At 67.3% G+C, this 9,675-nt stretch carries 8 protein-coding genes; 6 read left to right on the top strand and 2 right to left on the bottom strand.

Features of this window, described 5'->3' with window-relative positions:
• Positions 1–2,094: transketolase C-terminal domain-containing protein (locus tag ACIQ6O_RS01350; RefSeq protein WP_396205961.1), on the bottom strand; the 2,094-nt coding region annotated here is incomplete at its 3' end.
• 263 nt (positions 2,095–2,357) lie between these two features.
• On the opposite strand from ACIQ6O_RS01350, the gene paaG reads away from it, so the two are divergent.
• From paaG to paaZ, 6 genes are read left to right on the top strand one after another with little or no spacing between them, the layout of a single operon-like run.
• A complete protein-coding gene (paaG, locus tag ACIQ6O_RS01345; RefSeq protein WP_396205960.1) occupies positions 2,358–3,167 on the top strand; it encodes a 2-(1,2-epoxy-1,2-dihydrophenyl)acetyl-CoA isomerase PaaG in 810 nt (269 codons plus the stop codon).
• A complete protein-coding gene (locus ACIQ6O_RS01340) occupies positions 3,167–4,363 on the top strand; it encodes a 3-hydroxyacyl-CoA dehydrogenase NAD-binding domain-containing protein (protein WP_396205959.1) in 1,197 nt (398 codons plus the stop codon). Before paaG ends, ACIQ6O_RS01340 begins: the two co-directional genes overlap by 1 nt.
• Positions 4,360–4,803, top strand: coding sequence for a hotdog fold thioesterase (locus ACIQ6O_RS01335; RefSeq protein ID WP_396205958.1), 444 nt, complete (start codon positions 4,360–4,362; stop codon positions 4,801–4,803). The genes ACIQ6O_RS01340 and ACIQ6O_RS01335 overlap by 4 nt, the downstream gene beginning before the upstream one ends.
• A gap of 5 nt (positions 4,804–4,808) precedes the next feature.
• The gene (gene pcaF, locus ACIQ6O_RS01330; protein ID WP_396205957.1) at positions 4,809–6,035 is read left to right on the top strand and encodes a 3-oxoadipyl-CoA thiolase; all 1,227 of its coding nucleotides are present in this window, start codon (positions 4,809–4,811) and stop codon (positions 6,033–6,035) included.
• 7 nt (positions 6,036–6,042) lie between these two features.
• Positions 6,043–6,657: a transferase hexapeptide repeat family protein gene (locus ACIQ6O_RS01325; protein ID WP_396205956.1), complete on the top strand. Its 615-nt coding sequence runs from the start codon at positions 6,043–6,045 to the stop codon at positions 6,655–6,657.
• The gene (paaZ, locus tag ACIQ6O_RS01320; protein WP_396205955.1) at positions 6,657–8,726 is read left to right on the top strand and encodes a phenylacetic acid degradation bifunctional protein PaaZ; all 2,070 of its coding nucleotides are present in this window, start codon (positions 6,657–6,659) and stop codon (positions 8,724–8,726) included. The genes ACIQ6O_RS01325 and paaZ overlap by 1 nt, the downstream gene beginning before the upstream one ends.
• A gap of 24 nt (positions 8,727–8,750) precedes the next feature.
• Here the strand turns inward: paaZ and ACIQ6O_RS01315 are convergent, their stop codons facing one another.
• The gene (locus ACIQ6O_RS01315) at positions 8,751–9,548 is read right to left on the bottom strand and encodes a carboxypeptidase regulatory-like domain-containing protein (protein WP_396205954.1); all 798 of its coding nucleotides are present in this window, start codon (positions 9,546–9,548) and stop codon (positions 8,751–8,753) included.
• Positions 9,549–9,675 lie beyond the last annotated feature (127 nt).

The raw sequence follows: 9,675 nt of genomic DNA, 5'->3' as shown, positions 1-9,675 counted from the left end.
CACGGCGTCCAGCAGGTCCGCATGATAGGGCACCGGAATGTCCCGCGGCGCCAAGCGCTCTACCGGCGCGTCGAGATGCCAGAAGGCCTCCTGCGCCACCGTGCTTGCGATTTCCGCGCCGAATCCCGCCGTCATGTTGTCCTCGTGCACGATGAGGCAGCGACCGGTCTTCCGCACGCTCGCCAGCACCAGCTCGCGGTCCCACGGCGAGATCGTCCGCAGGTCGATGAGCTCCACCGCCTCCGCATGCTCGTCGCCCAGCGACGCCACCGCCTCGGCGCACCGGTGCACCATCGCCCCCCACGTGACGAGCGTGAGCGCATCGCCTTCACGTACCACACGCCCGCGCCCCAGCGGCAGCACATAGTCGTCGCCCGGATAGCGCGCACTGCCGTCGCCGGTCATCAGCAACGAGCGGTGCTCGAAGAAGATGCTCGGGTTGGGGCTGCGCATCGCCGCACGCAACAGACCCACGGCATCGGCGGCGTTCGATGGCATGATCACCTGCCACCCGTACGCGTGCGCGAACCGCACCTCGTCGCTCAGCGAGTGCCACGGATCCCCCACGTCCTTGCCGAACCCACCGGGCATGCGCACCACGATCGGCGCCGCAAAACGATTGGCCGTGCGCCAGCGCATCGTGCCGCAGTTGTTCAACTGCTCGGCGGCCGGGTCGGCATACTTGCGGAACTGGATCTCGGCCACGGGCACCAGGCCGCTGATCGCCATCGCCACCGCACGGCCGATGATGCCTTCCTCGCTGAGACTCGTGTCGAACACGCGCTCGGCACCGAACTGCTTCTGCAGCCCTTCGGTGACGAGATGCACGCCGCCCTTCTTCCCCACGTCCTCGCCGAACACCACCACCTTGGGGTTTACGGTGAGCTCGTGACGGAGCGTGCGGCGAATGGCTTCGGCGAACCGCAGCAGGTCGCCGCTGTCGTCCGCTACGTCGGTGCCACCCAACGCGGCACGTTCCGCGCGCGACAGCCCGCCCATCGCTTCGGTCGCCGCGTCGTCATCGGCAAACACATGCTGCGCCACGGTGCTGGCATCGGGCATGGGGCGCGCCCGTGCGGCGTCGAGGCCGCGCTGCACGTCTCTGGCCACTTCCCCTTCGAGATCGGCCCACTCGCCGGCGCTCATGAATGCTGGTACGAGGTAGTCGCGCAGCTTCGGCAGCGGATCGCGCGCCTGATCGGCGGCGATCTCCGCGTCGGTGCGATACCCCTTCTGGTTGTCCGGCCCCGAATGGCTCGAGAGGCGCGGCACCGTGAGACGCACCAATGCCGGCCCATGGCCGCCCCGCACGTGCGCGACCGCCTCGGCCAGCTTCCCCGAGGCGTCGTGTGGATCGCAGCCGTCGCCATTCAGCACGAACAGATTGCCGAACGACGCGAGGTTGCGCGCAATGTCGCCGCCGGGCGTCTGCATGTCGCCGCGCACGCTGATGCCCAGATCGTTGTCTTCGATGTAGAAGAGCATCGGCAGCTTGAGCGTCGTCGCCATCGTGAGCGACGCCCAGAACCCGTTGGTGGCCACGGAGCCGTCGCCGCCCAGCGCCACGCTGAGGCAGTTCGCATAGCTCGCGTCACCGAGGGTGTCGCGATGATACATGATGCTCTGCGCCCAGCCCGCTGCTGGCGTGTACTGCGAGCCGACGTCGCCGGACATGGGCAGTACGGTCACGCCATGGCGGTTGGGCAGGTTGCACACCACACCGATGTCGCGGCCATCGCTGAAGCCACCCGCGCGGCCGAGCGGACTACCGAGCGCATCCTCGATGCTGAGCCCCACCGACAGCAGCAGGGGCCGCGAGCGGTAGTACGCGCCCGCGCCGTCGTGTTCACCGGTGAGCAGCGAGCCGAGAATGCTCTGGGCCATGTCGTGGCCACGTGCTGAGAACTGGTAGAGCACCAGATGCTCGCGCGGCACGGTCGCCTTCTGCTTGTTCGTCTGCTCCTCGACATCATCGAGGGCGCGTGAGACGAGCGTGTGGTAAGCGATACGGCGCCAGTCGAACCCGGCGCGCGGTGTTACGGCGGGCGAGGCGGCCACACGGGCCCCCGCACGCTCGGCAGTCTTGGCAGGCATAGACGGGTAATCTGCCAGCACGCGCGGCGCGGCGGGAGTTTGTCCGCCAATCAGCCGGAAGAAAGCCGATCTCCGGAAGCACGGCACTCGCCCCGAGCAAGCGGAGGCTGGAGTGGGACGACACGCCCGCTATGCGACGTAGCCCGCAAAAGTGCGAGACGAATCCACGTCTGGGAAACCCCCTGCGGAAACAGCGAAGGGGGCATATGGCGACAGGCCGACGAGAACCGCCACGGCGCAGTCGCCGATGCTACCTTTCACACATGTCCTCCCCCTCTCCCTCCTCTGGTCCGTCCCTGCTGGTCGAGCGGGCGAATGGCGTGCTCACCCTCACGCTCAACCGCCCCGACGTGCTCAACAGCTTCAACGCCGACATGGCGCGCGCGCTGCAGGGCGCGCTGGCGGATGCGGCCGCCGACGACACCGTTCGTGCCGTGGTGCTCACCGGCGCCGGACGCGGGTTCTGCGCGGGCCAGGATCTGGCCGAAGCCCTGCCGCGCGACGGCGGGCCCATTCCCGACATCGGCGAGATCGTCAAGACCAGCTACAACCCGATCATCCGCGCCATCCGCACCCTCGAGAAGCCAGTGCTCTGTGCGGTGAACGGGATCGCTGCTGGCGCGGGCGCTAATCTCGCGTTCGCCTGCGACCTCACCATCGCCGCCGACAGTGCCAGCTTCGTGGAGAGCTTCGCCAAGCTGGGGCTCATCCCCGATACCAGCGGCACATTCTTCGTGCCGCGGCTCGTCGGGCTGCAGCGCGCCACGGGCATGTTCTTCCTCGCCGAGAAGATGCCGGCGAACAAGGCGAAGGAGTGGGGGCTCATCTGGGACGTGGTGCCGTCGGCCGAGCTCATCGCCACGGTGACGAAGCTGGCCGAGCAGTTGGCTGCGCAGGCCACCCGCGGCTTCGGCCTCACCAAGCGTGCGCTCAACGCCAGCTTTGCGAATGGCCTCGATGCGCAACTCGATGTGGAGGCCCAGGCGATGCACGAAGCCGGCCGCACGGCCGATTACGCCGAAGGGGTGCGCGCCTTCCTCGAAAAGCGCGCCCCCGTGTATCAGGGGAAGTGATGAGCCACGCAACGATCGGAGTGATCGGTGCCGGCGCTATGGGGGCCGGCATCGCGCAGGTGGCGGCGGTGCATGGGCACCCGGTGGTGCTTGCCGATGCGCTCCCGGCGGCCACGGCAAAGGCGCGCGCGGGACACGCCAAGGCCATGGCGCGCGAGGTGGAAAAGGGGCGACTCACACAGGCCGCGGCCGACGCCGTGCTCGCGCGCATCACGTACGTGGACGGGGTGACGGCCGAGGCCCTCGCGGCGTTCGCGCCGTGCGACATGGTGATCGAGGCGATCGTCGAACGGCTCGACGTGAAGCAACAGCTGCTGCGGACGCTCGAACCGATCGTCGCGCCCACCGCGATCCTCGCCTCCAACACGTCGTCGTTGTCGATCGCGGCGCTCGCCGGGGCCTGCACCGAAAAATCACGCGTCGTGGGGGTGCACTTCTTCAACCCGGCGCCGGTGATGCCGCTGGTGGAGATCATCCCCGCCATCACCACCTCGGCCGACGTCACCGCTCGCGCGACGGCGTTCGCCGCCAGCTGGAAGAAAGTCACGGTGCTCGCGTCGGATACGCCCGGGTTCATCGTGAACCGCGTGGCGCGCCCGTTCTACGGCGAATCGCTGCGCCTGCTCGAGGAAGGCGTGGCGGATTGCGCCACCATCGACTGGGCGCTGCGCACGGTGGGAGGCTTCCGCATGGGGCCCTTCGAGCTGATGGACTTCATCGGGCACGATGTGAACTTCGCCGTCACGCGATCCGTGTTCGACGGCATGTTCCACGATCCCCGCTACCGCCCGAGCCTGCGGCAGCAACGCTTGCTCGAAGCCGGCTGGCTTGGCCGCAAGACGGGCCGTGGGTTCTACGAGTACGCCGACGGCGCCTCGCAGCCCGCGCCCACCGAAGATCCCGTGCTCGCGCAACGCATCGTCGATCGGGTACTTGCCATGCTGGTGAACGAAGCCGTCGAGGCCGTGCACCTGGGTATCTGCTCCACGACGGACGTGGAACTCGCGATGACGACCGGTGTGAACTATCCGCGGGGGCTGCTCGCGTGGGGTGACGAGATCGGCGCGCCCACGGTGCTCGCACGACTGCAATCGCTGCAGTTCGAGACCGGTGACGATCGCTACCGTCCGAGTGTGCGCCTGCGGCACGCGGTGCAGGCCGGGGCCTCCCTGCTCGACGCACGGCGGTATTCATGAGCACCCCGACGCCGCCCACCCCGCAGGCGATTGTGTCGCACCTCATGAGCCGTGACGCCTTCTCGCAGTGGATGGGCATCTCGGTGCTGGAGGCCGCGGCCGGACGCTCCGTACTCCAAATGACGGTGCGCGATGATATGGTGAACGGGTTCGGTACGCTGCATGGTGGCATGCTCTTCGCCTTCGCCGACAGCGCGTTCGCCTTTGCCACCAACGCCGGCGGCCTGCTGAGCGTGGCGGTCGATTGCTCCATCAGCTTCCCCGTGGCCTGCCGACCGGGCGACGTGCTGCGCGCCGTGGGGGTCGAACAAAGCACCACCAACCGCCTCGCCTTCTGCGAGGTGACCGTGACCAATCAGCACGAGGTCGCCGTGGGGTACTTCCGCGGCACCGTGTACCGCACCACCCGGCCACACGTGCTGGGGGAACACTTCGGATGACGCATATGAGTTCGCACGCGTATCTCATCGATGGCGCTCGCACGCCCATCGGCAACCTCGGCGGGTCGCTCTCACCCGTGCGCGCCGATGATCTCGCCGCGCACGCCATCACCGCGCTGGTCGAGCGTGTGCGCGCGAATGCGCCGCAGTTCGATCCCGCCGCCATCGCCGACGTGATTCTCGGCTGCGCGAATCAGGCGGGCGAGGACAATCGCAACGTGGCGCGCATGGCCTCATTGCTCGCGGGCCTTCCCGTTACGGTGCCCGGCGAAACGGTGAACCGCCTGTGCGCCTCGGGGCTTTCGGCTGTAGCCGGTGCCGCTCGCGCCATTCGCGCCGGCGAAGGCGACCTGTACGTGGCTGGTGGCGTGGAGAGCATGACGCGCGCCCCGTATGTGATGAGCAAGGGCGCCACACCGTTCGCGCGTGATGTGCAGCTGTTCGACACCAGTCTCGGGTGGCGCTTCGTGAACGCCCGCATGAAGAGCCTGCACGGCACCGACAGCATGGGCGAAACGGCGGAGAATGTCGCCGCACAGTACGGCGTGAGTCGCGCTGATCAGGATGCATTCGCCGTGCGCTCGCAGCAGAAGGCGGCCGCTGCGCGCGCCGCCGGACGCCTCGCGACGGAAATCGCGCCAGTGAGCATTCCGCAGAAAAAAGGGGATGCGCTGCTGGTGTCGCAGGACGAGTTCCTGCGCCCCGACACTACCCTCGAAACCCTCGGCAAACTCAAGCCGGCCTTCCGCCATGACGGGCAGGGCAGTGTGACCGCCGGCAATGCGAGTGGCCTCAACGACGGTGCCGCCGCGCTGCTGCTGGCGGGAGACGCCGCGGTGGCGCGCTTCGGGCTCAGCCCCATCGCGCGGGTGGTGGCGAGTGCCGCGGCGGGGGTGGAACCGCGCATCATGGGCATGGGCCCGGTACCGGCCACACGCCTCGTGCTGGAGCGCGCCGGTCTCACGCTCGAGCAGATGGACGTGATCGAGCTCAACGAGGCCTTCGCCGCGCAGGGGCTGGCCTGTCTGCGCGAACTCGGGGTGGCCGACGACGATGCGCGCGTGAATCCCAACGGCGGCGCGATTGCCCTGGGACATCCGCTTGGCATGAGCGGCGCGCGACTCGCCCTCACGGCGGCGTATCAGCTGCGGGAGACGGGGGCGCGCTATGCGCTCTGCACCATGTGCATCGGTGTGGGCCAGGGCTTTGCGCTCGTGCTCGAGCGCGTCTGACCACACGATGATCTACGCTTTCGAAGACTTCGTTCCCGTGGTGCACGAAACCGCATTCGTGCATCCGCAGGCGGCGGTGACCGGCAACGTCATCATCGGTCGCGATGTGTACGTGGGCCCCGGCGCCGCCATTCGCGGTGACTGGGGCGGCATCGTCATCGAGGACGGGTGCAACGTGCAGGAGAACTGCACGATTCACATGTTCCCCGGCGTTGTGGTCACGCTCGAGGCCGGGGCGCACATCGGCCACGGGGCCATCGTGCATGGCGCCCGGATCGGCGCGAACAGCCTGATCGGCATGAACGCCGTGATCATGGACAACGCAGTGGTTGGAAGCGGCTGTATCGTGGGGGCGCTCTGCTTCGTGCCCACCGATATGGTCATCCCCGACCGCAAGGTGGTCGTGGGGAACCCCGCCAAGATCGTAAAGGACGTGAGCGACGACATGCTCGCGTGGAAATCGGAAGGCACCGCACTCTATCAGCAGTTGCCCGCGGCCATGCGTGCCGCGTGGCGACCCGTGGAGCCATTGCGCGAGGTGCCGCAGAACCGACCGGTGCAGTCGGCCATGCTGAAGAACTGGAAAGCCACCCAGAAGGACACCCGTACGGAGACCCGTTGATGTTTCTGCTGCAGAATTACGCGCTGGGCGAGTGGGTCGAGGGCACTGGCCCGAAGACCGATCTCATTCATGCGGTGACCGGTGAGAAGATCGGTGAGACGTCGAGCCATGGCCTCGATTTCAAGGCCATGCTGCAATACGCGCGTCGCGTGGGTGGCCCCGCGTTGCGTTCGTACACCTTCCACCAGCGCGCGCTGATGCTCAAGCGCATCGCCATCGCGCTCATGGAGCGCAAGGAAGAGTTCTATCCGCTCTCCTCGATGACGGGGGCTACACGCGCGGACTCATGGGTCGATATCGAAGGTGGCATCGGCACGTTCTTCGCCTACGCAAGCCGTGGGCGCCGCGAGTTCACCAACGAGCGCTTCCACGTGGAGGGGCCCACCGAGCCACTCTCCAAGAATGGCACGTTTGTGGGTCGCCATATTCTGGTGCCCATGGAAGGGGCGGCGGTGCACATCAACGCCTTCAACTTCCCGGTGTGGGGCATGCTGGAGAAGCTGGCGTCGGCGTTGTTGGCTGGCGTGCCGTGCATCGTGAAGCCCAGCACCACGGGCAGCCACCTCACGCACGCCGTGTTCAAGGCGATGCTCGAGACTCACGAACTTCCCGCCGGTGCGCTCCAGCTCATCTGTGGTGAGGCGCGCACGCTGCTCGAGCATGTGGAAGAGCAGGACATTGTGGCGTTCACGGGGTCGGCGGCCACGGGGCAGAAGCTCAAGTCGTCGCCGAGCATCACGGCGCATTCCGTGCGCTTCAACATGGAAGCCGACTCGCTCAACTGCTCCATCCTCGGACCCGACGCAGTGCCGGGCACGGAAGAGTTCGATCTCTTCATTAAGGAAGTCACGCGCGAGATGACGTCGAAGGCGGGGCAGAAGTGCACGGCCATCCGTCGTACCATCGTCCCGGCGGGGCTCGAGGAAGCCGTGATTGCGGCACTCTCCAAGCGGCTCGGCAGCACCACCATCGGCGATCCCACTGTCGAAGGGGTACGCATGGGGCCGCTCGCGTCGCGCGGCCAGGTGACGAGCGTCGCCTCGAGCGCCGAGGCCATTCGCGCGGCCGCCGAGCGTGTGTACGGTGGCGGTGACTTCAATGTGGTGGGCGCCGATCGGGACAAGGGCTCGTTCTTCGCGCCCGAGTTGCTCTACTGTGCCAACCCGCTCACCACGCTCGCGCCGCACGACATCGAAGCGTTCGGGCCGGTGAACACCATCATGCCGTATCGTGATCTCGGCGAAGCCGTGCAGCTCGCCCGCATGGGGCGCGGGTCACTGGTTGGCTCGCTCATCACGCACGACCCGAAGGTGGCGCAGGAGGTCATTCTCGGGGCGGCGTGCTACCACGGCCGCATGCTCGTGCTCGATCGTACCAGCGCGAAGGAAAGCACCGGACACGGTTCGCCGTTGCCGAATCTCGTGCACGGCGGCCCCGGCCGCGCCGGCGGTGGCGAGGAGATGGGAGGCGCGCGTGGTGTCACGCACTACCTGCAGCGCGTGGCGCTGCAGGGCAGCCCCAGCATGATCACGGCCATCACGCGCGAGTGGACCAAGGGGGCCGAGGAGAAGACAGATACGGTGCACCCCTTCCGCAAAACGTTCGACGAGCTGCAGGTGGGCGACACGCTCATCACGAAGACGCGCACCATCACCCTCGAGGATGTCGAGGCGTTCGCGAAGCTCAGTGGCGACACCTTCTACGCGCACATGAACGACGAGGATGCCCGCAGCAACGGCGTGTTCGAGGGGCGTGTGGCGCACGGGTACTTCGTGGTGTCGGCCGCGGCCGGCCTGTTCGTCGATCCCGACCTTGGCCCGGTACTGGCCAACTACGGTCTCGAGAAGCTGCGCTTCACCAAGCCCGTGTATCCCGGCGACACGATCCACGTGCGCCTCACCGTGAAACAGAAGACGGCGAAGGACACCCCCGCGGGGACCATCCCGCAGGGTGTGGTCGAGTGGGATGTGGAGGTCATCAACCAGCACGACGAACCGGTGGCCGTGTACTCCATTCTCACGCTCGTGCGACGTGGTGACGTGGTGCCGGTGACGCCGCACGCCGCCTGACGCAGCGCCGGTGACGGGGAGCCGCTACTTCCGGCGCGGCTCCCGTCCCGACGTCGTCCAGATGACAATCACGCCGCACCCGGAATTGCGGCCGGCGAATTCGCCGGGCACGTCGCTCACACCCGTGTAGACCTCGAGCCCCACGATGTCGCGCACGGGAATCGTGGGGCCGAACGAATTGTCCACACGTTCGTCCACGATGTATTCCGGCGAGCAGCCCATCGGCGCTCGCACCATCTGCGCCCGGCACATGTTCCCGGCACAGTTGAAACGCACGCCGCGCATCGACCGCATCGCGTCCTGCAGCGTGTAGAAGTTGCCCGCCTCGAGTTCGGCCCGCGTGCGGTACTGACCGCGCCCAGTGGTACGGCGGCGCTCGAAATCGGCGAAGCGGCGACCGAGTGCCGGGTCAGCCGTGACGGCAACGCCAGGGAGGGCCTGGGCCTTGCTGGTGTCTTTCGCCGGTTCCACCGCGGTCGGCGAGCCCGGCGGCGGAGCGCTGACCGGGTCCAGCTCCAGATCCCGCTCCATCACCTCCCGGGCGGCGAACGCCAGCGAGAGGCTCCCGCGGGAGTAGCCCGTGGCGGACACGAGGAATCGGTGAATCCCCACCTTGAGGTTGGGAACCCGGAACTGTCCGAGAGAATCGGTGCGCGCGCTACCGCCGGTTGTGGTCACGGCGACGGTCGCGTCCGGTATCCCCTTCCCGGTGGTCGCATCGAGCACCCGTCCGCGGAATTCTGCCGTGGTCTGCGCGTGCAGCGCGCCGCTCACGACAGTGGAAAAGAGCACCGTTAACAGGGGGAGGATGAAGCGTTCCATAATGGGGACGAATGGTGCAGAAAGGGGAGAGACCCTGTTCGGATTACTGGAAGTAACCGCTGTGAAACAATTGCAATCTGCCGCGCAGAGAGGCAAAATGGGTCCAGTCGGCTGGAATGGTCATCCA

This window comes from Gemmatimonas sp. (genome assembly GCF_044345575.1).
Classification (GTDB): domain Bacteria; phylum Gemmatimonadota; class Gemmatimonadetes; order Gemmatimonadales; family Gemmatimonadaceae; genus Gemmatimonas.
Note: the sequence above shows the minus strand (reverse complement) of the source record. Positions and strands in the feature narration are given on the sequence as shown.